The organism is Arthrobacter sp. R1-13 (assembly GCF_054161475.1).
Genome location: NZ_CP096420.1, coordinates 3,892,359 through 3,916,045, shown reverse-complemented (window position 1 = coordinate 3,916,045; position 23,687 = coordinate 3,892,359). Strand labels below are relative to the sequence as shown.

Here is a 23,687-nt window from a genome sequence, read left to right as displayed (position 1 = left end):
GAGGTCCTGGGAATCCCCCACCCGCCCCCGTAGTACACAGAAATACGAAGCAACATTTCCGGCCGCACCCGTAATCTGTTTAGATGCCTCGTTTTGCGCTTGATATAGACACTGTCCCGCGTCCCGTCCGTTCACAGGAGCTCCTGGATGCCGTGAACCACCGGGTCGTCATTGCCGACGGCGCCATGGGCACCATGCTGCAGGGCCGGGAACTCTCGCTCGAGGACGACTTCCTGGGGCTGGAAGGCTGCAACGAGATCCTCAACCACACCCGGCCGGACGTCCTCGCGGACATCCACGACGCCTACTTCGCCACAGGCATCGACGCCGTGGAAACCAACACCTTCGGCGCCAACTGGTCCAACCTCTCCGACTACGGCATCGACGACCGCATCGAAGAGCTCGCCCGCAAAGGCGCGAAAATCGCCCGGGAAAGAGCCGAAGCGGCAGAAAAAACAGACGGACGCATGCGCTGGGTCCTCGGCTCGATGGGACCTGGCACCAAGCTCCCCAGCCTCGGGCACACCAGCTACGACTACCTCAAGCAGACCTTCGCCCTCCAGGCCGAGGGCCTCATCGACGGGGGAGCGGACGCCTTCCTCATCGAAACCAGCCAGGACCTCCTGCAGACCAAAGCCGCAGTCAACGGCTGCAAGCAGGCCATCGTCACCCGCGGCATCAGGCTCCCCATCTTCGTCGAAGTGACCGTCGAGACCACCGGAACCATGCTCATGGGCTCCGAGATCGGCGCCGCGCTCACCGCGCTCGAGCCGCTCGGCGTCGACGCCATCGGCCTGAACTGTGCCACCGGGCCGGACGAGATGAGCGAGCACCTGCGCCACCTGTCCAAGCAGTCCTCCGTCGCCATCGCCTGCATGCCCAACGCAGGCCTGCCGGTGCTTGGTCCCAACGGCGCGCACTATCCGCTGTCACCCAGCGAACTCGCCACCGCGCACGAGCAGTTCGTGCGCGAATTCGGCATCGGTCTGGTGGGCGGATGCTGCGGTACGACGCCGGAGCACATGGCCGCCGTCGTCGAACGTCTTGCTCCCTTCCGCAACGGCGCCTCGGTCGCCAGCGGTGGGCGGGCCGCCGACGGTGCCCGCGTTCCCACCGAGCGGGAAGCCGGCATCGCTTCCCTCTACCACCACGTGAATTTCGACCAGGAGTTGTCCTACCTCGCCATCGGTGAGCGCACCAACGCCAACGGTTCGAAGGCGTTCCGGCAGGCGATGCTCGAAGAGCGCTGGGACGATTGCGTCGACATTGCCCGCGAGCAGGTCCGGGTTGGCGCGCACCTGCTCGACGTGTGCATTGACTATGTGGGGCGCGACGGCGTGGCCGACATGAAGGAGATCGTGTCCCGTTTCGCGTCGGCCTCCACGCTTCCGCTGGTGATGGACTCCACCGAACCGGCCGTACTTCAGGCCGGGCTCGAACTCATCGGCGGGCGCCCGGTGGTCAACTCAGTCAACTATGAGGACGGCGACGGCCCCAACAGCCGCTTCGCGCGCATCATGCCGCTCGTCAAGGAACACGGTACCGCCGTGATCGCACTGACCATCGACGAGCAAGGCCAGGCACGCACCACCGAGGGCAAGGTGGCCATCGCCTCCCGCCTCGTTGACGCCCTTGTGGGCGAATGGGGGATGCGCGTCGAAGACATCATCGTCGATGCCCTGACCTTCCCGGTCGCCACCGGCCAGGAAGAGACCCGCCGGGACGGCATCGAAACCATAGAGGCCATCCGCCAGATCACCACGAAGTACCCCGGCATCAACACCACACTCGGCGTCTCCAACGTGTCCTTCGGCCTGAACCCGGCAGCGCGCATGGTCCTGAACTCGGTGTTCCTGCACGAGGCAGTACAGGCGGGCCTGTCCAGCGGCATCATCGACGCCGCCAAGATCGTGCCGCTCGCGTCACTGCCGGAGGAGCAGCGCAAGGTGGCACTGGACCTCGTCTATGACCGCCGCGAATACGACGCCGACGGCAACACCACCTACGACCCCCTGGCCATCATGCTGGACCTGTTCGCCGGCGTCGACACCGCAGCACTCAAGGACCAGCGCGCTGCGGAACTTGCGGCGCTGCCCACCGGTGCGCGCTTGGAGCGGCGTATCATCGACGGCGAGGGCAAGGGCCTTGAAGCGGACCTCGACCTGGCTCGCTCGGAGGGACTGACCCCGCTCGGCATCATCAACGACAACCTGCTCGAGGGCATGAAGGTGGTCGGCGAGCGCTTCGGCGCCGGCGAGATGCAGCTGCCGTTCGTGCTGCAGTCCGCCGAGGTGATGAAGAACGCCGTGGCCCTGCTTGAGCCTCACATGGAGAAGTCGGATTCGTCGGGCAAGGGCACCATGGTGATCGCCACTGTGCGCGGGGACGTGCACGATATCGGCAAGAACCTGGTGGACATCATCCTCACCAACAACGGCTATAACGTCATCAACATCGGCATCAAGCAGGGGATCGCCGAGATCATGGCCGCAGCGGAGGAGCACAACGCCGACGTGATCGGCATGTCCGGCCTGCTGGTGAAGTCCACCGTGGTGATGAAGGAAAACCTCGCGGAGCTGCAGTCCCGTGGCCTGGCGAAGAAGTGGCCCATCATCCTCGGCGGTGCAGCCCTGACCCGCGCCTACGTGGAGCAGGACCTGGCCGAGCAGTTTGACGGCGTAGTGCGCTACGCCAAGGATGCCTTCGAGGGCCTCTCACTCATGGAACCGCTGGTCCGCGTTGCCCGCGGCGAGTCCCCGGACGACGTCGGCCTTCCGCCGCTAAAAAAGCGGATCCATAAAGGAGGCGCGAAGTTCACGGTGACGGAGCCGGAAGCGATGCCGGGGCGTTCCGACGTCGTCTCCGACAACCTCGTTCCGACGCCGCCGTTCTGGGGCACCCGCATCGTGCGCGGTGTTGCGCTGCACGACTACGCGGCGTTGCTCGACGAGCGCGCCACGTTCATGGGGCAGTGGGGGCTCAAGCCCGGCCGCGGCGATGACGGCGCCTCCTATGAGGAACTGGTGGAGCTCGAGGGCCGGCCGCGCCTGCGGTACTGGCTGGACCGCATCCTCGCCGAGGGCATGCTTGATGCGTCCGTCGCCTACGGCTATTTCCCGGTGGTCTCCGAAGGGGAACAGGTGGTGGTGCTGCACCACGGAGAGGATCACGACGGCGTCCTCGGCACCGCGGGACTGCTCGCCCCCGACGGCGGTTCAGGTGGTCCGATCGGCACCGAGCGTCTGCGTTTCGACTTCCCGCGCCAGCGCCGGGACCGGCACCTGTGCCTTGCCGACTTCGTGCGGTCACGCGAATCAGGCCAGATCGACGTGCTTCCGGTCCAGCTGGTTACCGCCGGTTCAGCGATTGAGGAGTTCACGTCCAAGATGTTCGCTGCGAATCAGTACCGTGACTACTACGAGCTCAACGGCCTGGTCATGCAGCTCACCGAAGCGCTGGCGGAGTTCTGGCATGCACGTATACGCACCGAGCTGGGGTTCGCAGCCGAGGAGCCCAAGGACAAGGCAGGGTACTTCAAGCTCGACTACCGCGGTGCGCGCTTCTCGCTCGGATACCCCGCGTGCCCCGACATGGAAGACCGCCGCAAGGTGACGGAGCTGCTGAAACCCGAGCGGATGGGCGTGATCCTCAGTGATGAGCTGATGCTGCACCCCGAACAGTCCACCGACGCGTTCGTGTTCCACCACCCGGAGGCGAAGTACTTCAAGGTGTGACGCGCGGGTCTGAAACCGCCGCCTGATTGCCTTCACATGCGCATATTCATTCCAAGCCTGGTACCGCGCCTCCCAAGGCGCAGAAGGCAAGCGTGAGCGCCGGGTTGAAGGAACGTCAATTATCGGCGTTCAAAGCAGTGAACCTGCAGGGGGAAGTCAATGTGTGTCGGCGGTGAATATGCCTCTGAGTGGGGATTGAACCCGGAGGAGCGGTTCCAAATGCGCGAACTTTGTCGGGGCGCGCGCGTAAGAACGATCTCGAGGAGTGGCAGGACCCGCACTACGGGGCGCCGTACCTGATCACCCTGGTGGAGAACTTTGAGCAGCTTCACGACGGGACGCCGATTCTGGATTTGCTGAAGTCACCGGTGACGGAAGCGGATCCGGAATTCTTCGACCTAGTGAAAGCGTACTGGGCACAGTTGTACAGGGACGGCAGCCCGCTGCTGCCGGTGACGGCGGACGAAGTGGAGTTCAAGGCACTTTCGAAGAGGGACGCGGCGGTCACGATCGAGCGGCTGGACCTGATCCTGAACACGGTCTTCGACTGGATGACCAGCCAGGGCAAGAGCCCTATCCCGGGCAGGAGCGAGTGGATCTCGATCTATGGCCTTGAGTAGCTTCGCGAGTCTTGTGACAGAAATTCATGGCTGGGTGGGTAAAGGGGTCTGCTCGATGTAGTTGATTACCAGGAAATCGCCTGCCGGCACCAGCTCCACATACCAGCGGGTGGGGGTTTCCCAGCCCTCCCAGGAACCTCCGTCTGCGGTCCTGCTGGCCGGACGAGGCCTATAGACGGCGTCGAACTTCAGGAACGTTCCATTGTCCGTGGCACTGGAGTCAATCTCCTGGAGCAGCTCGAAGGTTCCCCGGCCGCCCTGGCCCGGCTCGGCCTTCGCAACGCTCCACAGGTTCCGGGCATTCATGGCCTCCACCGTCCCGAAATACTGCTGCCAGGCAACGTCAGAGTGCGAGGTGAAAACCGTGGCGGCATAGGCCTCGGCATTCCGGGCCGCAAGCTGCGCCACGCATTTTTCAGTTACGGATCCACGGGATGCCCACGAAGTCATGGTTTCAGAGCCGGCGTTCAACCAGGCGCTGTATGTGTTGAGAACGCCGCCGATGGCTTCCTTGGGAGTTCCCAGGGGAATCCGAACCGGTACGATTTCCTCTTCGTCCAGGAAGGGGCAGTTTGCGTCCACCAGTGATGTGGGGCTGGGCGGCAACGGCGGCGGTGGAGAAGGAAAAAGGCTGCATCCCGACACTCCCGCCGCCAGCGCAAGCAAGGCAGCCGCCGTCGTGATTTTCCTGCCAAGCATTTTCATTGACGCTCCCCCAATTCGGCCGGCCCCGTTCAGCCAACGCTGACTAGCCTAGCCAGACCAGCGGCGTCCGGACTCGTCCTGCGGGATGATTCAGCCGGGCTATCCACGGCATGTGCGGACGGGCTATCCTTGCGAAAACTATTGGTGCCCGGCTTGCTCCGCTGATGGACTGACGTCCCGCCGTGAGTCTGCTGTGTAACGGGGGTAGTGGTTGTGGCGGAATATGACGTGCTTGCCGAGGTGTACGAATGGCTCATCTCGGATGCAAAGTTGCCTCCCGCCGAGTTCGCTGCGTCATTCGATGACGTCCTCAGTCTCCTGCCGTCGAACGCTCACGTCCTCGACTGTTCGTGCGGAACGGGACAGTTGGCGGTTGGCCTCGCCGGTCGTGGCATCCAGGTTGTCGCAACTGACGCCAGCGAAGCGATGATTCGCCGGACTGCAGAGTTGTCTGAGGAGTTCGGGGCCTCCGTCAGGGCCGTGAGGGCGAAATGGGAAGAGTTGCCCGACCATTTCGAGGACGACACGTTCGACATGGTGTTCTGCGTTGGCAACTCGCTTCACCATGCCGCGGGCGCGACAGGCAGGGGTGCTGCTCTGGAGTCGATGTCACGGCTTCTGCGCCCTGGCGGGCGCTTGGTGCTCACATCCCGCACTTGGGAACTCGTGAGGGCCAGAGGTTCCCGGCTGGACATCAGGGACCGACTCGTCCGCCGCAACGGTCGCGATGCCGTCGTGGTCTACCGCTGGGAGATTGCGCCGCATTGGGAGGATGAGCACCACATCGAGATTGCGATCGCCCAACTTGATGCGACTGGGCCGGTCCTTGTCCGCTCGGAACTGCTGTCCTGCTGGCCCTACCGGTACGAGGAACTCGAAGCCGAGCTGCACCGGGCAGGACTCCGGACGGAAGTGAGCACGTTCGATCTTGAGGCCGAGAACTACCTGGTGGTCGCGAGCAAGGTATAGACACCGGGCTCTCAGTCCCTGGCCGGTCCGCGCGGTTGCTCGCAGGACGCTTGCGCCCTCTCATCGGTGCGGGTTCAGGCCCAGGTTTCCTCAGACCCTAAGCTGAAGCCCGTCTTTGGCCTTAGCGGAGTGAGCCATTGTGGCTTTCCTGCCCGTGTTGGAGACCGGCTTCACCCGCCTGAAAGCGGCAAGAATGGCCCTCCCTACGACGGCGATTCCGACGATTGTGGTGATGGCACGCAGGGTGTCCCAGCCCGCCGTAGACGTCACCAGCGAGTAGAGCAGGAAGCTGCTGAGGTTGGTTGCCAGCGGCGCGCCGGGCACGTAGGAGATGCCGGTGCCGGCGTCCACCGCGAACGGCCAGAACCACAGGTTGGTTAGCAGGCCAAACAGGTACGACGCAACGATGCCGTATGCGCACAGCATCCACAGTTCAGCGTTGCCGCGCACCTTGCGGGGGAGCAGGCCGGCCCCGGCGCCTACCCACGCACAGGCGAAGATCTGGAACGGCGTCCAGGGCCCGATGCCACTCCACAAGGCACTTGAGACTGCGATGGTGGCCGCACCAAGGAGCAGACCGAAACGGGGTCCGAAGGCCCTGCCAGCCAGGATCAGCAGGATAAACACTGCCTCCACACCCCCGACGCCGGTACTCGCCACGCGTATTGCCGAGCCGACGGCGGCCAGGACGCCGAGCAACGCCACGGTGTGGGCGGAGCGGACCGAGCCGTCGAGGGACACAACAATGGCAACGACGGCGATCGGCGCAATAGCCAGCGCCGCGTAGGGGAGGGCCGCGGCTGCATCCTCCGGAAGCGCCGCGGCGAGCAAAGGCCAGCAGAATGCCGCGAGGGCCAGGATGTTTGCAGCTACGAGAACTGCGAGTTCGACACCCCGCGGCAGGCGGATGTGGCGCTTTCTTTGCGTGTTTTGGGAGTCGGTTGCCTCGCCAGCGGGCCGTGGCACTGCGATGCGTGGCGGCGAGAAGGGTTGTGCTGTGGCTAAGACTTGTGCTGTGGCGGCATCAGCCGGGGCCGCTTCTGCTGCAGTAGAAGGCGCGACGCCGTCACTCATCGGGAGGATCCGGGCGCCCAGGCCGTGGGCAAAGTCGTGGTCGTGCGTGGCGATCAGGACCGCCGTGCCAGCGTCCGCTGCCGCCCGCAACGCCCCGGAAACTGCTTCGCGCGCAGCAGGATCGAGTCCGCGGGTTGGCTCATCGATCAGGAGTACTTGGGGGTCGTCCATGGTCTGCAGCGCGATGGCCAGGATCCTCCGCTCTCCTGCGGAGAGGTCCCGGGGATGCTCGTGGCCAATAGGAATACTGACGTCTCCGCGCAAACGGGCCAAGCGTGATGCAGCTGGCATCGAGGAAGGCCCGTCACTGCCTGAATGATGCCCGTCTGCGTGATGCCCGTTTGAGCGGCCCCGGAGCCATTGCCACCACCCTGCTTGACGGCCGGCCGTACGCGCAGCCTGACGGGCAGCCCGCGCCTGGCGCCTGTCGGCTGCGCGCAGCTCTCCGGCGACGGTGTCCCGAGTGAAGAGGTCGTCCGAGGCGTCCGGGACGAGGGCGACCCGGCCGCCGTCGACCGTTCCGCCGTCGAGCGTTCCCTCACCGCCCTTGCCTTTACCGGCCTTGCCGTTACTACCAGTGCCTTCACCCAGCGCTAGCGCCACAAGAAGTGACGACTTCCCGGCACCGTTGGGCCCTACCAGAGCAACCACTTCGCCGCGGTTCAGCGTCAGGGATGCCATGCGCACGAGCGGGTTGCCCTTGCGGTGCACCGCGAGCTTTGTGGCAGTCAGTACGGGCACGCGCCCGGCTGGCTGTGTAAACGTCGGGCGGGCATCAACAGCATGCGACGGCGGGGAGGGCGCGGCACCCGGAACCAGGGCGGCGTCGTCGATAGTCCACCACGAGTCGGCAACGGGGACCAGCGGCTCCGCCCGGTGCTCCGCCACGATGACGCAGACACCGGCATCGCGGGCGAGGGCGTCGAGTACGGCGATGACGTGGCGGCGTGCTGAGGTGTCAAGGTCGGCCAGGGGCTCATCCACCAGGAGCAGGGCGGGTTGGTCCACCACTGCTGCGGCGATGGCTACAAGCGTTGCCTCACCAGCCGAGAGGGTACTGGCATTCCGGTCCAGCAGCGCCGAAACCCCGATATTCTCGGCGACCTCCAGCACGCGGGCCTTGACGCTACCGGATGCCATGCCGCGCAACTCAAGCGCGAGGGCGATTTCGTCCCGGACCCGGGTACTGGCGAAGGCGGCGCGGGGATTCTGCAAGACGACGCCGATGAAGCGGGCGGTATCGCGCGGCGGTGTGGTGGCGCGGTCCGCTCCGGCGACGCTCACGGTGCCGGAGATTTCTCCGCCGTCAACGTGGGAGAGGAGGCCGGCTATACCTCGCAGAATGGTGGACTTGCCGGAGCCGGTCGGCCCGGTAATGACCGTAATTGACCCGCTCGACGGCGTGAATTCAGTGACGTGTACCTGCGCGTCACCTATGCGGAATTGAGCGTCCCGGACGAGAACCGGGGCTTCGATACCTCGCGTGGGTTGGTGGTTTGCCCGGCTCCCGAAACCGCGTAGCTCCAGGGCCGCTGCAACCCGGCTGGCGTGCTCAAGGGTGCGCTCGAGCACGGGAATGAGGGCGCGTGCCCCGAAGCGTTCGCCCCGCAGCCGAAAGGCCAGGCGCACGGAGGTGACGGCGTCGGAAAGCGCTGGGAGCGCCGCCCAAGCCACCACAAGCATTCGGGCAATGCCCTGCACGGGGCCGCCGCGGGCCAGGCGCACGAAGCCGCGGGCTATGTCGACCCAGGCGTTGAGGATGCCGAAAGCGAGGATTATCCCGGCAATCGGCAGGGCGGACAGGACCGCGGCCCACAGCCCAGGCGCCGTGACTGGACCCAGAAGGACCACATGGGCGTAGGGGGCAGGCAGCGGCACCGGCGCCAGGTTGAGCAGAACCGGCTCGCCGGTGTCCGCTCCGTTGAAGAGGATGCGGTAGATGACCCGCGCCGCGATGAAGACGACGGCGAGAACCGCCGCTGCCCGTAACGGCGCGGGTCGAAAGATCATGCCGAGGGGGTGGCCGGTGCGCCGTCGACCGTGAACAGCAGTTCCAGGCTCTCGCCCGGGCTCACCTTCAGGGTGGTGAGGCCTTCCTGGGCGTAGGCCCAGTCACCGGTGGCAGGCTTAACCCAGAGAGCCCAGTAGGCGAACGCGGCGGGCATCTTTCCGCATTCTTCCTTGTACGTTCCGCCCTTGTGGACGATGTCGAAGTCTTTGGCGGGCACACCGTTAACGCGGCACACCAGTTCCTTGGGATATTCGGTGGTGCCCTCTGTTTTCACCTTTGCCTCGTCGAGCACCTCGGAAGCGAGAGTCGGCCCGTCCACGGGCACGCAGACGGATGTATCGGCGGCGGCTTGCTTCAGGGAGCCGGAGTCGACGATAACCTTCACGCCGGTGCAGGGTCCGGCGGCGGCGCTGGTTGTGGCTGCCGGGGAAGCCGGTGTGGAGGTAGTTGACTGGGAGGCGGCCGGTGCTGAACAGGCGGCGAGAGCAAGCAGGAGACCTGCGGCGGCGAGGGAGCTCGCGGCGGCGGTACGAATGTTAGTGAAAGACACGTGTTAAGGGTAGGGCTTTGCCTGTCAGGATCCGGATGCGGTCGCCTTGTGTGACGCTGGCGCGCCGCATGGGTATGTCATGCCGTGCAGATTACCGAACTCCCGGCCAGAGCGTACAGTCAATGCTGGCCGGGAGCGCTGCCGCTGACGGTTTAGCCCGCTTCCTCAAGGTTCTGCGACACTACTGCCAAAGTCCGTGCCAGTTCCTCCGTCGGGCTGAACTCCACCAGAACCGTCCCGGGATCAAGCTCATCGGTATGTCCCGGAGGCGTGTAATACGCCTCTCCTGCTTCTATGATCTCGTCTCCGGCAGGCATGTGCATGATGAGCCGGCCCTTCACAACGTACCCCCAGTGGTGGCTTTGGCACCGGTCATCCGGCAGGCCCTTATAAAACGGAGTGAAGTCGCCTCCGTCTTCGAACTTTTCGAAGGCGATCGTGTATCCGTCTTCCTCCCGGTAACGGCCCTCGTAGCCTGTCATGCGCTCGACGCGGGCGGTTTGATCGTCAATCGTTAGCTTTGCCATCGTCTTGTTCCTTCCTTTTTTGTTGGCGCAGGATCATCCTGCACTGCGCTTTCCGCTGCCGCCATGAGGCGCCGCAGTCCGGCTCTACTTGCCCGAGCCCATTCAACCGAGGCGATTGATCGCAGGACAGGGATCCCGAACATTGCCAATAGGCCAGGCAGCCCAGTCGCTCGGACCAGCCGGCACGTGTAGGTGACGTTGCTCTGGTTTCCGTCCGTCTCGATTTCGTAGCGGTGCACCAGGACCCAGTCCGCCGTCGTCCCATCCTTCTTTGACACCAAGGCGGACTCGGCGACCTGCTCAAACCTCAACGGCCGAACGGCTTCCGTTACCACAGACGAGTTTCGGATTCGGCACATTCGGTCCTCAGCCGTGGAGGTGAACTCGGTTCCGGCGGATGCTTGTCCCTCCGGAGCAGCCATAGACAGAAGCGTGGATGCCTCGGCTCCTCCCCACTGGAGTGTCCAGGCAAATTGGTGAGGACATCGAAGACTACGTATGCAGGGGCCCTGGAGTGCTCACGGACAGTGACCGCCACTTCCTGTGTGAGGACGTTGCCGGCTGTTCGTTGCTGCTTCATTCCGCGCCTCCTGCCGTGGTGACTCTCTGACACTCCAAGGATGCGTCGACGGCGGGAGGAAAGGATGGGGGTTACCCCCTATTTATCGCCTTATTCAGGGCGGGAGCCGCGCAGGGTGAACCCTGCGGCTTGGACGCGGCTGCGCAAATGCAGCTTGGCGAGGATGTTGCTCACATGGTGTTCGACGGTCTTGGCGCTGATGAACAGGCGGTCCCCGATTTCGGCGTTTGTCTTGGCTTCGGCGAGCAGCTCGAGCACCTCGCGTTCGCGCCGTGAGAGTAAGCCAAAAGCCTTGGGGCCCGTCCGAGCGGGGCCACCCAGTACGCGTAGAAGCGCCGCAGCCTTGTCAGCCATGCCTGCGGCACCCGCCTCGTCGAACACTGCCAGGGCCACACCTGCCTCGTGTACGGCGACCTCGCGGTCCAATTCGCGCAGGGCTTCGGCCAGTGACAGCCGTGCACGGGCGGCCTCGAGCGGCATGCTGAGTTCACCGAAGACGGCGATGGCTGAGTCGAGCCGCTCCTGGGCCGCGGCAATGTTCCCAACATAGGCTGCGACGCGGCCGGCCGTAAGGTGCGACGCCCCGATTGCCCTCGGCCAATGAGTTTCGCCAGCAACCTCGTCAAGACGCTTGGCCGTTTCCAATGCTTGGCCAGCGTCGCCTTGTGCCATCTGGACCTCGGCAAGCAGCGCGAGCAACGGGACGGCCAGAAGGCCGCCGACGACGTGATGGATGCGGCGATGCAACAATGCGGCCGCCACGGCTGTGTCACCGGCAGCTAAGCGGATTGCCGCCGTCGCGAGCAATGCATCGGGGCGATCTTCGAAGCCCGCGAGCAGCCGGCTTGCATCCTCCACGCGGCCCTGAAGCAGGCGCAATTCAGCCAATTTGGCTGCCGGGTGTACGCAACGTGCGCGGTGGCCGGCCTGATCCAGTTCGTGCAGTGTCTTGGTGAGCCAGCCCTCGGCGCTTGCGATGTCACCGGCGGCCAGGAAAATCTCAGCGCAGCAGGTACCGCAAAATTGGAGCAGCGTAAGGTGGCCCGTGCGTTGCATGAAACGCAGGACGATCTTGTTCCATTGGCTCAACCGGGAGGCATCACAGGCCTCTTCGCTGGCCCGCGTGACCATGCAGCACACATCGCCGAAAACCATCTTGTCGTGAAGTTCCCCCGCGGTAACGACCACCATCGCCTCGTCAACGAGCGTCATCCCGTCCGCGACGTCACCGGCCGCGATGGTCCCAAGTCCGAGGAGCGCCAGGGCCGTCGCCTCAAGATCCGGATCCCCCAAGCTGCGCGCAACTCTCAGCGCCGCCCCGGCGTCCTCCCGCGCCATTGCCGGGTCGGCCCGCAATAGGCCCCGAGTGACGGCCAACCAACCGACCTCGGCACCGTCGGGCAGCCGGGATGCAAGACTCTCGGCACGGGCAAACCAGCCGCGGCTGACCGGCTCCCTGCCCATTACCTCCGCATACTCACGCGCCAACCACACTGCCGCCCGGAAGGCACGCGCATCCTGTCCGAGGCTGCGAAAACCGGCGTAAGCCGCCGTGCGCTCAGCAATGGCCCGGTCAACATCGCGAAGCCACCACAATGCACGTCCCAAGCCATCATGTGCCGCCGGTTCGTCATCGATGGCCAGCACGGATTCAAACGCCGAAGCCGCAGCCGCCCACTCGGTAGACGAGAGAAGGCGCTCACCCTCCTCAAGACCCTCAGACACTGCGGCATCCACCATGAATTCATTCTGCGCTCAGCGGCGTTGCACTCATAGCCCCCTCAGTCGCGGAATTCGGTGCCTCACCCCCTGCCAGCTGTACGCTCGCCGTGAAATCTTTGTCCCTGCCTAGAACTGGGTTGCTTGCCTAGAACTGAGTTGTGCCGCGGATTTTGCGGGGGCGGCCGTCCGGGTCCACCAGAAACCGGTTTGCAGGACCCGCCCAGAGGCGCTGAAGGCGCGAAACCGGTTCTGTACTGTGGTGGCGCACCTGTCCCTTGGGCCGGGGCGAGCGGCGGCCGGTTTTGTGCCAATCGTCCAGAGCGTCGGCGGCGGCATTCCAAAGGCCGAGGCCGTCCTCTGGAGCGTGGAGCCGGGGGTCACCCTGGTCGAGGCCCAGGTGTTCGGCCCAGAGTTGGAGCCGGAGCCTTTGGGTCAAAGGACGGGAGGCGGTGGGACCCGTGTCGGCCGCTTCCTGCTTGCCTGCAGTGGTGTCGTCGGCACTGGTGTCGATGACCGCGCAGGTAAGTTCACTATCCGTAGTCCAGGACCGGCGGTTGAAGTTGTCCGACCCGCACGTGAACCAGGTGTCGTCGATGATGCAGATCTTGGCATGAACATAGATCGGAGTCCCGGCTGTGTTCTCCAGATTGAACACGCCGAATCTGTCGGGTGCAGCGCGGCTTATCGTTTCGATGGCGCGCAGTTGCCCCAGTCGCTTGGGTGGCCCACCGAGCGGACCATCGGAGTCCGGGTAGCGGGGTACCACTGCGATCACGTTCAACCCGGGGTTCTGTTCGAGGGCCGCGGCGATTCCGGCTGCCACCTCAGCCGACCACAGGTACTGGTCCTCGATGTAAATCAAAGAGCGGGCCAGGGCGAAAGCTTTCGTGTAGGCCCGGGCAACGCTCCGCTCACCCTCGGGTGCGAATGGGAACGGCGGACGCTTCACGCCGTAGGTGCGCAGCAGCTGCACAGCGTGAGGACCAGCCGGTGGTGGCGGCGGCGCTGTCTCCGGGAGGGGTTCGGGGTGCCGGGGCATATCCGCCAACCGTTGCAGCAGCATCCGGTACGGTGTGCGATGGTCCAGGGGATGGGGGTCATTCCACCTTTCCGCGAACAACTCCAGCACATCTGCCACAACAGGGCCGCGCAGTTCGAGGGCGGCATCGTGCCACGGAGGTTGTTTCCCGTACCGCGGATCCATGTCTACCGCCTGCGGGTCTCCCGCATGATCGGCGTCGTCCCGGCGGCTGTGGGAAAGGTCGATTCCCCCAACGAACGCAACGTCCCTCGAGGGGTCACTGTCACTGCGGATGACGAACAGCTTCTGGTGATGGCAGCCGAAGAGGCGCACCCGCTGATCCAACAGCACCTCTCCGCCGGCGTCGTTGATCTGGCGGCTGAGGAGCTCGTTGGACCGGTTGCTCATGGGGGCAGACACACGCTCTCCGTGGGATCTCCAGACCAGGCCGCGCACTTCCACCCCCGCTCGGGCTAACCGCGCCAGCAATTCGCCGATCGTCGGCCCAGCCGCCGTAAGCCGCTCGTCGGCGTCGCCACGCCAGTCAGTGAACCACACTCGGTCTCCCGCCTGAAGAGCCGACAGCTCCTCATGCAGTCGGGCGAAGTAGGTCACCCCGTGAATCAGGGGCCGCACGAGATTGCCCTCCGACCAGGACGGCGATCCCGCACCGCCGGTGTGCACGTCGGTGGCTGCATTGCCCCACTCATCGCCACTCAAGAACCAGTAACCAGCATCACTGTTCACCCGTCGTTCCCTTCGTGACCCGAGCCGGTCATTAGGCGCTCCGGCCTACTCAATAGCCTACGACTGTGGTGAGCAATGTCATCGGGTAACGGTCGACGTCTTGGGGATTCCGAAGGTCTGGACACGGGCAGCCGCCGGGCTTATCGTGCAGAGGTGGCGGCTGCCTGACTTGCAGAAGGGCACGTGCTGCCGGTCCGTCGTTGCGGCCGCCCGTCATGACAGGAGGAATCAGATGGAACACGTTGAAGAGACTGTTGATGTCGCAGTACCGGTGCGGACCGCGTACAACCAGTGGACCCAGTTCGAATCCTTTCCGCAGTTCATGTCCGGTGTGGAGTCTGTAACCCAACTGACCAACACCACCAACCACTGGGTTACCAAGGTGGGTGGTGTCCAGCGGGAATTCGATACTGAAATAGTTGACCAGGAGCCTGACGACCGGATCGCCTGGCGCAGCACCGACGGCAAGTCCCATGCCGGCATCATCAGGTTTACGCCCCTGGATGCCAACCACACGAGGGTCAAAGTCCATTTCGAATGGGCGCCGGAATCCGTCACTGAAAAGGCTGGCGCGGCACTGAAGATCGACGAGATGCAGGTAAAAGCCGACATGCGGAAGTTCAAGGACTTCATTGAATCGCGCGGCACCGAAACCGGCGGCTGGCGCGGTGAAGTCAAAGACAGCGGCCCCACCGGGCAGTTCTAGAAGTGCCAGCGATAAGGGTTCCCTAGTCAGGCGGGTCGCCGAGGCAGAATATCCCTAAATCATTAGGTGGCGTTGAGCCTGGGTTTCGACAGGCTTAACTGCCGTTCAGGATGCCGAGCGCGTCCGAACGCCCCCAGCCGATTTCCCGTAGAAGGCGTGCGACGTGACTGACGGAGCCGGCCGAGGCCGTAATTCCGAGCTCGTCAGCCGCGGCAAGAACCCCGCCCGTACGGGCAACCGCAAGAAGAACGCGCAGCCTGCGCGAATCGACATCCTTCATTGTGGTGGGCCCTCGGGCTAGCGGTTTGGATGAGGGCTTCCGCGGGGCGAAGAATACGCAGTAAAGTCCCCAGATAGCCAGTGAAACGGACGTCCACCTTCACCTGAGAGCGAGTCCCCCATGAACCGGCCAGAAACGTGCCGTGCCTACCGCAGCACGACACAAACGCACCCGACAATCTGGGGCGTGACGGAATGAGCAGCATATCCTCACGCAACGCATCGGCACCTGTAAGACGCGAGACGTTCTCCTCACGCAGGCTCTTCATTCTTTCGGCCATCGGCTCGGCAGTAGGCCTGGGCAACATCTGGCGCTTCCCGTACATCGCCTATGACAACGGCGGCGGGGCCTTCCTGATCCCGTACCTTGTGGCGTTGCTGACGGCGGGTATCCCGCTGCTGTTCCTGGACTACGCCGTGGGCCACAAATTCCGCGCGTCGCCGCCGCTGGCCTACCGGCGGCTCCACCGGGCCGCGGAACCACTGGGGTGGTGGCAGGTACTTGTCTGTTTCGTCATCGCAGCCTATTACGCGGTGATCATTGCATGGTCCCTGATGTACACCATCTTCTCCTTCACGGAGGCGTGGGGCGACGACGCCGAGGGCTACTTCTTCCGGAATTTCCTCCAAGTTGCCGAAGCGCCGGGTATCGGATTCACTTATGTCCCGTCCGTGTTCTTCCCGCTGCTGCTGATCTGGGTGGCGGTCATCATCATCATGGTCGCGGGAATCCGGAAGGGCATCTCACGTGCGAACTCCATCCTGCTCCCGCTGCTGGTGGTGATGTTCCTCCTGCTGGTGCTCCAGTCGCTGTTCCTTCCCGGCGCGGCAGAAGGCCTCAACGCCTTCTTTACCCCCGACTGGGCGGCGCTGGCTGACCCGGGCGTTTGGGCTGCAGCCTATGGGCACATCTTCTTTTCGCTATCGGTGGGCTACGGCATCATGGTGACTTACTCCTCCTACCTGAAGCGCAGGACCGATCTCACGGGTTCCGGCATGGTGGTTGCCTTTGCCAATTCCGGGTTCGAGATCCTGGCCGGGATCGGTGTTTTCGCCGCTCTTGGGTTTATGGCGCAGGCCGCGGGTGCGGGAGTGAATGATGTGGTGACGCAGGGGATCGGTTTGGCTTTCGTGGCCTTCCCCACCATCGTCTCCCAAGCTCCGTTCGGGGCATTCATGGGCGTACTGTTCTTCGGATCCCTGGTGTTCGCAGGAGTAACATCGCTGATCTCTGTACTGGAAGTCATCGTTGCCGCAGTGCAGGACAAACTCGAATGGGGCCGGATCAAGGCCTCCATCGTAGTCAGCGGCCTGGTGGCTGTTGTCTCGCTGGCACTCTTCCCGACGGCTACAGGCCTGTACCTGCTGGATACCTCCGATGCGTTCGTTAACAGCTTCGGTATTACGCTGGGGGCGCTGGTGACCGTAGTGGTCATCGCGTGGTTCTTGCGAAAGCTTCCACTGCTGTCCGCCCATCTGAACCGGATCTCGACCATCAAGATGCGCCGGTCCTGGATGGTGCTGGTGGCTGGCGTTGTGCCGCTGGCCCTGGTCTATATGGTGTCCAGCGAATTCATCAGCAAGATCTCCACCACCTACGAGGGTTATCCCGCCTGGTTCGTGGGCCTGTTTGGCTGGGGCATGGCCGGGGGCCTGCTGGTCCTTGCGCTGGCATTGACATTCATCCCCTGGAGCAGCAGGTCCAAGGCTCATCACGATCCGGAATACGACTCCGTGGTGGAGGAAGAAGCAAAGGAGACGGCACTGTGACACCCATCGCGATCACCATGATGATCATCGCCATACTTACGGTGTGGGGCGGCCTGGCGCTGGCGTTGCTTAACCTTAAGCGGCACCCGGAGGATGAGGGGGCGCTGCCCGAAGAACCGGCGCGGGAGCTCTGACGCGATCGTAAATCCTCATTGTGCGGGCCAGCAGTCGAGCGCACCATGGTCGTATGGACGCTGAAACACCTAAAGCAGTGGAACTGAACCTCCCCCAGGCCTTCCTCCTTCTGGCCACAAACGACCAAGACGGCAAACCTGAAGTGCCTGTATTTGCGCTCAGGACTACCTTGGCAGGGGCAATTCTGGCCGAGCTGGAACAGATTGGTGCGATCGAACTGCAGGGGAAGCACGTCAGGGCTACCGGCACCACCCCCACAACCGACTTACAACGGGAGCTGGATCTCATCCGCCACAAATCGCGGCCCCATACGCCCAAGCGGTGGGTTTCAATGCTGGAGAACCGCGCTGAAGTGCAGCGTGTCTATGAGGGAATGGCGTCACTGGGCATCGTGGAACAAGCCGGCGAAAAGCACCTGGGCCTGTTCCGGACCGTGCGGTACCCGGAAAAGGACCATTCCCCGGAAGCGGCAATCCTGAAAAAGATCAAAGCGGCACTCAGCGCGCCCACCGAGGCCCGGGTGTCTGATTCCAAGGCCACTGATAAAACCGCCACCGATAAAGCTGCCACTGATGAGGGAACGGCTGACGCGGGGGCTTCCGACGCCACGACGCCTGATCCGACCAAGCCTGCTGCCACGACGCCTGATCTGGCCAAGCCCGACGCCACGGCGCCTGATCCGGCCAAGCCTGCTGCAACGGCGCCGGATGACAGGACTATCGCACTCATCGCTCTGCTTCAGGCGGCCGGACTGCTCCACAAGCTTTTCCCGGAAGCAGACAGAATCTGGGCAGATGAGCTGGCGAAGGACTATTGGCCGGCCCGTGCGGTGGAGGATGAACTTCGTATGATCAGGCTGGCGGAGCAAGAAGCCCCAGCCTTGTGACTCCTGCGTTGCTGCGAGTAGCCCACCGAAATGACGACCGGACGACGGCGGGGCTCCCGCCGTCGTCCGCTGCTCGCGGTCAGGCATCCTGCCGTCCGCAAACGACGCCTCCCGTTCACCGTCCCGAAACCGTTGGAGCCATGGCTGTTCTTCCACAGCAGGAAGTCTTTTCAAGCACCCCCGCAGCGCCCCCATCGCGTGGGAACTGAATCGACCCAGCTGTTCCGAGGAGAACCCCGTGTTCCTGAAAAGCGCCGTCACAACCTTTGTAGCCCTCACCTCCTTGACCGGAATCGCCGCCCCATCGGCGCTGATTCCTTCCGCTGCCCACGCGCCAGCAAGCGTCGTCGTCGGCCAGCCACTGGCCCAGGCGCATGCGCACAACGACTATGAGCATGACCGCCCGCTGTTCGACGCGCTGGAACACGGCTTCACCAGTGTGGAGGCGGACGTGTGGCTGGTGGACGGCGAGCTGCTTGTGGCCCACGACCTGGAGGACGTCCAGCCCGGCGTCACGCTCGAAAGCCTCTACCTCGACCCGCTCCAGGACCTGGTCCGGAGCAACCAGGGCCACAGCGTCTACCCGAAGTGGGACGGCAGCCTGCAGCTACTGATCGACATCAAGAGCGAAGACGAGGCTACGTACGCCGCCATCGAGCAGGAACTCGCGGAGCACCGCGACATCATGAGCCGCTACACCAACGGCACCACCAAGACCGGACCGGTCACCGCGGTCATCAGCGGAAACCGCCCGCTGGCCACAATGCAGGCACAGGAAAAGCGGTTCAGCTTCTATGACGGCCGCTCCGCTGACCTCACCTCAGGCAAGCCCGCCGCCCTGATGCCGCTGGTCAGCGACAACTGGACCAGGCTCTTCACCTGGCAGGGCGTCGGACCCATGCCGGAAGCGGAGCGCACCAAGCTGCACGCGTACGTGGCGGAGGCTCACGCCAACGGCTACCGCGTCCGGTTCTGGGCCACCCCGGATATGTCCGGCGCCGCCCGCGAAGCCGTCTGGAATGAACTCTTCGACGCCGGAGTGGACCACATCAACACCGATGACCTCGAGGCGCTGCAGCAGTTCCTCACCGCCCGTACGGCCTAAGCCCATCCCAGCAGAGACAGGTACATCCCCATGCCCTCAAAGACCATCAAAACGACGACGGCGGCAGCCGTCCTTGCGTTCGGCCTCCTTGCGTCCCAGCCCGCCGCCGCCGACGACACCAGCGACGCCTTCACCTTCGGCGTCATCGGCGACATGCCCTACGGTGACGCCGAGATCGCAAAGTTCCCGTCCCGCATAAAGGACATCAACGCCGACAGCGCGCTGAAGTTCGTCACCCACGTGGGCGACATCAAGAACGGCTCCTCGGTTTGCTCAGACGAGTACTTCGCCAACATCCGCTCACAGTTCGACACCTTTGAGCACCCGCTGGTTTTCACCCCGGGCGACAACGAGTGGGTGGACTGCCACCGCCCCAACAACGGCGCCTACAACCCGCTGGAACGGCTGGACAAGCTGCGGGAAGTCTTCTTCGACGAGCCTGGCAAGACCTTGGGCGCGACCATGCCGGTTAAGGCCCAGGACAATCTCGGGCTTCCGGAAAATGTCAGCTTCACCCAGAACCGCGTGGCATTCTCCGTGGTGAACATCCAGGGCAGCAACAATTCCCTCCTGCCGTGGAGCGGACTGGGTGAAACATCACCCACGCCCGAGCAGTTGGCTGAAGTTGAGCACCGGACGGATGCTGTGCTGGACCAGATCCGCGGCACGTTTACTGACGCCGAGCGCCGCAACGACCGAGCCGTTGTCCTCATGACTCAGGCCGATATGTTCGATCCTTTCCTCCTTAACGCGGCCTCCGCCAACCCGGAATTAGTCTCCGGTTTCCGCGAGATCGTTGCGGCCATTATTGAGGAGACCAACCGCTTCGACCGCCCGGTCTATCTCATCAACGGCGACAGCCACGTCTTTGCCGAGAACCAGCCGCTGGCGGAGGGGTCCCCGTGGCTGGATGTCTACGGCCAGCCCGCCGCGGACGACCTGCACCGCATCACTGTGGACGGCTCCGCGAACGCCACCAACTACGTCAGGTTCAGCGTGTCCGGCAACAGCAGCGCCGGCGGAGATGTCCTGAGCTGGGAGAAGGTCCCCTTCAGCCAGTAAGTACCAAACGGAAGCGGACGACGGCGGGAGCTTCCCGCCGTCGTCCGTTCCCCACCGCAGCAGCTCACCGCAGCGGTTCACCACGGCAGCCGCTGACCTCGCGCCTCAGAACCTAAGCCCCGACCCCCGCCGGCACCACGCTGCAGTCCGCGGTCGAGCCGGCGAGCTGGGGTGCCCAGCCGTCGGTGCCCTGCAGGTAGGTCCTGACCGTGAAGTCGCCTGCCTCAGCCGCGGGCAACTGTGGCCGGTCGGCGGTCACCTGCGCTCCGGGGCCACGGTTGTTGTGCTCGTGGAACCGTGCCTCCCGCCACGAGAAGCCGCTCATGTCCGTCCAGGGCGTGCCGGAAATGTGGACGCCGAGCCAGGAATCCCGGACCAGTACCTGGGCCACGGCCCTCGGATCACCGCCCGCGTGCCACGGCCTGCCCAGATGGACGCTGTTCGCGGCAGCATCTGAGACAAGTCTGCACTGGTCAAAGAGGTAGCCGTACTTGATGGACAGATCCAGGCTCCCGGCCGTCACGTAGCCGTTGTTCGTCGTCGAGCCGCGGTCCAGGGACTTGATCTCGCAACCGCTGAAGACAGCGGTTCCGCGGCCGAAGATGAAGTCCACGTCCCCCTCCACATAGCAGCTGTCGAAGTAGAAGCGGGATTGCACGCCCGCTCTCGGCGAGTTGACCAGCAGGGTGTCCTGGTTGCCCAGGCATCTAACGTTGGACAGCACCGAACGGTCACCTGTGATGTGCAGCGCGACGGCCTGCCGGTCCTTGATCCCCATGTTGGCGGCCTCGTCGAAATCGTTGCTGAACGTTAGGTTCCGGGCCACGAAGTCCGGCCCGTCAATCCGAACTGATGCGCTGCCCGAGGTGCCGAAGTTCCCGCTGCCGTCCGGCTTGGGCGTGCCAGAGGCGTTGTTGTAGACGAGCACCACGTCCTCCGGCCTGCTGCCCTGCCCGATGAAGGAAATCCGGGGCTTGTTGCTCGGCACCCGGACAGCTTCGCGATAAATTCCGGGCTGGATCCTGATCACGGTCCGCTTGAGGCTGTTGGACGGAACAGAGTCGACGGCGGACTGTACGGTCGCGAACGTCCTGCCCGGTCCGACGTCGAGCGTTACCGGGACATCGATGGGGCGCTCAGCGGGCCAGTACATCCCCAACAGAGGGTCCGTGCCGGCGTCGATATTCAGGAAGTAGCCCGGCGGGACGATCTCCTTGGACTGCAGCTCGCGCGCCACCAATCGGGCCACCGCGAGGGCCCCGGCGGCCTGGAAATGCGTGTTGTCCTCGGAACCCTGCGGATACTGCGGGTGCTCGCCGGGTGCCAGGAACAGGAAGTGCTGCTTGGTTCCTTCCGGCCCCAGCTGTTGCCACAACTCCTTCGAGGAAGCCGTCAGGTCCACTAGCGGAGTTCCGGACGCAGCAGCGAGTTCCCGTACAGCCTGGGGATACGCGCCGTGGGAATCCTTGGCATTTCCGAAGGAATCAAAGCGTCGGCGTTCCACCGGCGTGACGAGGACGGGCTTGCCTCCGCGCGCTCTGGCGCCGTCGACGTACCGGCTCAGGTACTCCTTGAACGTTGAGTCAGGGAGCGTTCCCCGGGCAGGATCCGCCACTTTCGCGTCGTTGTGACCGAAGGAGATCAGCAGATAGTCGCCCGGCAGCATCAGGGCCAGCACCCGGTCCAGCAGTCCGGCATCGGCAAAACTCTTGGAGGAGGCGCCGGACCATGCGTAGTCGAACACCGTTGCCTGCGGCCCTAGCAGGAGCGGCAGCGCCTGTCCCCAGCCGGCGCGGGGGCGTTCGGACTGCTGGTATGCCGACGACGTCGAGTCCCCGACGACGAAGATCACCGGTTTGGTGCGGGATTTCGTGGGATCCGCGGCCCTCTGGGTGAATGCGTTCGCGATGGCCGTTCCCGAGAGGGCCACTGTTCCTGCGGTTAGTGCCAGGGACGCCAGGACGCTGCGACGGTTCGGCAGAAAGGCGCCCATCAGCCGTTCCCTCCCGCCGTGAAGATGGGGCCGGTGGAGTTCTGGAGGAGTGCCGGTACGGCTTGGGCGGGATGGACGTGGGTGCGGAGGGTGGGCGTCCAGGATTCGTCCTCGGCCAGTTGGTCAGCGGGCGCGGCGGCAGCGTTGTACTCGGCGCGAAGGTCCGTGATCTCGCCGTTGACTGCGTTCGCGATGGTAGTGATGGCCGTTCCCTTGAATCGCCCGATGATGTTCGCGGCGTTGATTTCGGCAGGAAGCGTGAAGGCATTCGCCTCGGCGTAGAGGTGGGAATCGAATCCGGCGCCCAGGGTGTAGCCGTAGGGGATGGTGCTGTCCTCGGTGACCCTGAAGTGGTTGTTGTACACGTCCACCTGGCCGAAACGGACGCGCGGGGCGCGCTGGCCGACGTTTTCGAAGACGTTGTGGTGGATGGTGACGCGCAGCTTGCCGGGGTCCCCGCGGGTGAGGGAATCCGTGGAGCCGATCAGGAGCAGCTTGTCGTGGTCCGAGAAGCGGTTGAAGGACATGGTCACCAGGTCCGAGCCGTTGGTGACGTCGACGGCGCCGTCATGCACCTGGTAGTGGCGGCCGAAGTAGAGGGGCTGGGAGCTGTCCAGGTTGGGGGCGTCGGTAAATTCGGAGTGGTCGATCCAGACGTGCGTGGCCTTGTTGATGACCTGAAGCAGGTCATACTCACTGTTCCAGTTGCCCTCGGCGCCGTCGGTCGGGTCCCAGGAGGGGAAGCAGTCGGCGGCATCCCGCACGCTCAGGTTGCGCACGATCACGTTGGTCGCCCCGTTGATCCGCAGTGCCGCACCGGTAATGCTGCTCTCCGGCGTGGCGCCGACGATGGTGGTGTTGCTGGGAATGTCCCAACGGATGGACTTCGCCTGCTTTGCGGCAGCCATGCGGCGCGCATCCTCCAACGGGCCCGCAGGCTTCTGGCTGCGGCCGTAGCTTGCCGGATCGAAGTCGTGAAGGTACTGCTCCAGGCTGTAGCCGGTGCCTTCGGCATAGTTTTCGCAGGTCAGCGGTGAACCGTCCGGTGCTGTATTCGCGTCGATGGTTCCGTGGACCCGGACAATCTTCGCTTGGGTCCCGGCTGCTGCGAAAGCGGCCAGCAGTTCTGCCTTGGTGGAGACGTCGTAGATATTGCTGTCCTCTGCCGCTGCGCCTCCGGTGGTTCCCGTTCCTTCCGATGCCCAGCCGTTTCCCTGGGGGAGAACCTGGCGCTCCAACGGGGTTCGGGCGGTCTGGGCTGCGGGATCGGACAGCGGGTTGGGGGATGCTCCTGCGGGCGCCGAAATGATCAGCGCGCCCGCCACGGCTATGGCTGCGGACATGGGTAAGTACCTACTGCGTTTTCGCATGTTCTCTCTTCCGTCATTGGAATGAACTGCGCTCCGGTCCGGCGGCAACTATGACGACGGTCACTGGGAGCGCTGAGAAGGAGACTACTCAGAAAACGGTTTCTCGGCAATAGTGACTTTG

Annotated in this window: 17 protein-coding genes and 1 pseudogene; 9 read left to right on the top strand and 9 right to left on the bottom strand. The window is 64.2% G+C overall.

All coding sequences use genetic code 11. From position 1 onward, the window contains the following. Positions 1-83: 83 nt before the first annotated feature. Positions 84-3,734, top strand: coding sequence for a methionine synthase (gene metH, locus M1D88_RS18110; RefSeq protein ID WP_458112121.1), 3,651 nt, complete (start codon positions 84-86; stop codon positions 3,732-3,734). Positions 3,735-3,922: 188 nt separating this feature from the next. Next, positions 3,923-4,354 carry a hypothetical protein gene (locus tag M1D88_RS18105; RefSeq protein WP_458112120.1) on the top strand — a complete coding sequence of 144 codons (432 nt, stop codon included), beginning with the start codon at positions 3,923-3,925 and terminating at the stop codon, positions 4,352-4,354. A gap of 24 nt (positions 4,355-4,378) precedes the next feature. Here the strand turns inward: M1D88_RS18105 and M1D88_RS18100 are convergent, their stop codons facing one another. Next, positions 4,379-5,059: a hypothetical protein gene (locus M1D88_RS18100; protein ID WP_458112119.1), complete on the bottom strand. Its 681-nt coding sequence runs from the start codon at positions 5,057-5,059 to the stop codon at positions 4,379-4,381. A 213-nt stretch (positions 5,060-5,272) separates the two neighbouring features. Here M1D88_RS18100 and M1D88_RS18095 point away from each other — a divergent pair, with 213 nt between their 5' ends. Next, positions 5,273-6,028, top strand: a complete 756-nt coding sequence (locus M1D88_RS18095) for a class I SAM-dependent methyltransferase (protein ID WP_458112118.1) — start codon at positions 5,273-5,275, stop codon at positions 6,026-6,028. Positions 6,029-6,118: 90 nt separating this feature from the next. Here M1D88_RS18095 and M1D88_RS18090 read toward each other — a convergent pair whose 3' ends face one another. The 5 genes from M1D88_RS18090 to M1D88_RS18070 form a co-directional block, all read right to left on the bottom strand. Further along, positions 6,119-9,112 carry an ATP-binding cassette domain-containing protein gene (locus M1D88_RS18090; RefSeq protein WP_458112117.1) on the bottom strand — a complete coding sequence of 998 codons (2,994 nt, stop codon included), beginning with the start codon at positions 9,110-9,112 and terminating at the stop codon, positions 6,119-6,121. Continuing rightward, complete coding sequence (locus M1D88_RS18085) at positions 9,109-9,663, bottom strand: hypothetical protein (RefSeq protein WP_458112116.1); 555 nt, start codon at positions 9,661-9,663, stop codon at positions 9,109-9,111. The genes M1D88_RS18090 and M1D88_RS18085 overlap by 4 nt, the downstream gene beginning before the upstream one ends. A gap of 152 nt (positions 9,664-9,815) precedes the next feature. After that, positions 9,816-10,190: a cupin domain-containing protein gene (locus M1D88_RS18080; protein WP_458112115.1), complete on the bottom strand. Its 375-nt coding sequence runs from the start codon at positions 10,188-10,190 to the stop codon at positions 9,816-9,818. 670 nt (positions 10,191-10,860) lie between these two features. Then, positions 10,861-12,510 (bottom strand): LuxR C-terminal-related transcriptional regulator, encoded by a 1,650-nt coding sequence (locus M1D88_RS18075; protein WP_458112114.1) that lies wholly within the window; start codon positions 12,508-12,510, stop codon positions 10,861-10,863. 127 nt (positions 12,511-12,637) lie between these two features. Next, positions 12,638-14,260 carry a phospholipase D family protein gene (locus M1D88_RS18070; RefSeq protein ID WP_458112113.1) on the bottom strand — a complete coding sequence of 541 codons (1,623 nt, stop codon included), beginning with the start codon at positions 14,258-14,260 and terminating at the stop codon, positions 12,638-12,640. Positions 14,261-14,492: 232 nt separating this feature from the next. On the opposite strand from M1D88_RS18070, the gene M1D88_RS18065 reads away from it, so the two are divergent. After that, on the top strand, positions 14,493-14,966 hold the full coding sequence (locus M1D88_RS18065) for an SRPBCC family protein (RefSeq protein ID WP_458112112.1): 474 nt from the start codon (positions 14,493-14,495) through the stop codon (positions 14,964-14,966). 172 nt (positions 14,967-15,138) lie between these two features. Here M1D88_RS18065 and M1D88_RS18060 read toward each other — a convergent pair. Beyond that, positions 15,139-15,246, bottom strand: a pseudogene (locus M1D88_RS18060) (helix-turn-helix domain-containing protein); the annotation flags it as partial. Between the two features lie 194 nt (positions 15,247-15,440). Here M1D88_RS18060 and M1D88_RS18055 point away from each other — a divergent pair. The 5 genes from M1D88_RS18055 to M1D88_RS18035 all read left to right on the top strand — a co-directional run bounded on the left by M1D88_RS18055 (position 15,441) and on the right by M1D88_RS18035 (position 20,203). Next, a complete protein-coding gene (locus M1D88_RS18055; RefSeq protein ID WP_458112111.1) occupies positions 15,441-17,015 on the top strand; it encodes a sodium-dependent transporter in 1,575 nt (524 codons plus the stop codon). Continuing rightward, the gene (locus tag M1D88_RS18050; protein ID WP_258804356.1) at positions 17,012-17,149 is read left to right on the top strand and encodes a methionine/alanine import family NSS transporter small subunit; all 138 of its coding nucleotides are present in this window, start codon (positions 17,012-17,014) and stop codon (positions 17,147-17,149) included. The genes M1D88_RS18055 and M1D88_RS18050 overlap by 4 nt, the downstream gene beginning before the upstream one ends. A gap of 53 nt (positions 17,150-17,202) precedes the next feature. Further along, a complete protein-coding gene (locus tag M1D88_RS18045) occupies positions 17,203-18,036 on the top strand; it encodes a GPP34 family phosphoprotein (protein WP_458112110.1) in 834 nt (277 codons plus the stop codon). Positions 18,037-18,274: 238 nt separating this feature from the next. Further along, complete coding sequence (locus M1D88_RS18040; RefSeq protein ID WP_458112109.1) at positions 18,275-19,141, top strand: phosphatidylinositol-specific phospholipase C/glycerophosphodiester phosphodiesterase family protein; 867 nt, start codon at positions 18,275-18,277, stop codon at positions 19,139-19,141. A 30-nt stretch (positions 19,142-19,171) separates the two neighbouring features. Further along, positions 19,172-20,203 carry a hypothetical protein gene (locus tag M1D88_RS18035; RefSeq protein ID WP_458112108.1) on the top strand — a complete coding sequence of 344 codons (1,032 nt, stop codon included), beginning with the start codon at positions 19,172-19,174 and terminating at the stop codon, positions 20,201-20,203. Between the two features lie 112 nt (positions 20,204-20,315). Here M1D88_RS18035 and M1D88_RS18030 read toward each other — a convergent pair whose 3' ends face one another. Beyond that, positions 20,316-22,196, bottom strand: coding sequence for a pectinesterase family protein (locus M1D88_RS18030; RefSeq protein ID WP_458112107.1), 1,881 nt, complete (start codon positions 22,194-22,196; stop codon positions 20,316-20,318). Beyond that, positions 22,196-23,539, bottom strand: a complete 1,344-nt coding sequence (locus M1D88_RS18025) for a pectate lyase family protein (protein ID WP_458112106.1) — start codon at positions 23,537-23,539, stop codon at positions 22,196-22,198. The genes M1D88_RS18030 and M1D88_RS18025 overlap by 1 nt, the downstream gene beginning before the upstream one ends. Between the last annotated feature and the right edge of the window lie 148 nt (positions 23,540-23,687).

Bases quoted from the DNA above. Each gene is read 5' to 3' on its own strand.
- metH (WP_458112121.1), top strand. From the start codon at position 84: ATGCCTCGTTTTGCGCTTGATATAGACACTGTCCCGCGTCCCGTCCGT.
- M1D88_RS18100 (WP_458112119.1), bottom strand. From the start codon at position 5,059: ATGAAAATGCTTGGCAGGAAAATCACGACGGCGGCTGCCTTGCTTGCG.
- M1D88_RS18090 (WP_458112117.1), bottom strand. From the start codon at position 9,112: ATGATCTTTCGACCCGCGCCGTTACGGGCAGCGGCGGTTCTCGCCGTC.
- M1D88_RS18080 (WP_458112115.1), bottom strand. From the start codon at position 10,190: ATGGCAAAGCTAACGATTGACGATCAAACCGCCCGCGTCGAGCGCATG.
- M1D88_RS18075 (WP_458112114.1), bottom strand. From the start codon at position 12,510: ATGGTGGATGCCGCAGTGTCTGAGGGTCTTGAGGAGGGTGAGCGCCTT.
- M1D88_RS18065 (WP_458112112.1), top strand. From the start codon at position 14,493: ATGGAACACGTTGAAGAGACTGTTGATGTCGCAGTACCGGTGCGGACC.
- M1D88_RS18055 (WP_458112111.1), top strand. From the start codon at position 15,441: ATGAGCAGCATATCCTCACGCAACGCATCGGCACCTGTAAGACGCGAG.
- M1D88_RS18045 (WP_458112110.1), top strand. From the start codon at position 17,203: ATGGACGCTGAAACACCTAAAGCAGTGGAACTGAACCTCCCCCAGGCC.
- M1D88_RS18035 (WP_458112108.1), top strand. From the start codon at position 19,172: ATGCCCTCAAAGACCATCAAAACGACGACGGCGGCAGCCGTCCTTGCG.
- M1D88_RS18030 (WP_458112107.1), bottom strand. From the start codon at position 22,196: ATGGGCGCCTTTCTGCCGAACCGTCGCAGCGTCCTGGCGTCCCTGGCA.
- M1D88_RS18025 (WP_458112106.1), bottom strand. From the start codon at position 23,539: ATGTCCGCAGCCATAGCCGTGGCGGGCGCGCTGATCATTTCGGCGCCC.